Source organism: Streptomyces sp. AC627_RSS907 (assembly GCF_019049165.1).
This window is the reverse complement of record NZ_JAGMUE010000971.1, coordinates 1-612: the sequence shown is the minus strand read 5'-3', so window position 1 is coordinate 612 and position 612 is coordinate 1. Positions and strand designations below refer to the sequence as shown.

General features: G+C 66.8%; 1 protein-coding gene. It reads left to right on the top strand.

Annotated elements, in window-relative coordinates; all coding sequences use genetic code 11:
* Nucleotides 1–156 precede the first annotated feature (156 nt).
* The coding region (locus KUM32_RS39720; RefSeq protein WP_217146593.1) for a DNA-directed RNA polymerase subunit alpha at nt 157–612 on the top strand (456 nt) is incomplete at its 3' end.

The window sequence follows — 612 nt, the reverse complement described above, 5'->3', positions numbered from 1 at the left end:
GTCGAGCCACTACCCGACGCAGCGCACCCGCGCTACGGACGGTAGTCGCTCACGGGTCACGGGCGGTACACCTCCATCAAGGCGGCGTACCGCCCGTACCCTTGCAGTATCCGTCGGCATCAAATAGTGGGTGCCGAAGACTGGAGGCAACACCTCATGCTGATCGCTCAGCGTCCCTCTCTGACCGAAGAGGTCGTCGACGAGTACCGCTCCCGGTTCGTGATCGAGCCGCTGGAGCCGGGCTTCGGCTACACCCTCGGTAACTCCCTGCGTCGTACGCTCCTCTCCTCGATCCCCGGTGCGGCGGTCACGTCCATCCGGATCGACGGGGTCCTGCACGAGTTCACCACCGTGCCGGGCGTCAAGGAGGACGTCACCGACCTGATCCTCAACATCAAGCAGCTCGTCGTCTCCTCGGAGCACGACGAGCCGGTCGTGATGTACCTGCGCAAGCAGGGCCCCGGCCTGGTCACCGCCGCGGACATCGCCCCGCCGGCCGGCGTCGAGGTGCACAACCCGGACCTGGTCCTGGCCACCCTGAACGGCAAGGGCAAGCTGGAGATGGAGCTGACCGTCGAGCGCGGTCGCGGCTACGTCTCCGCCGTGCAGAAC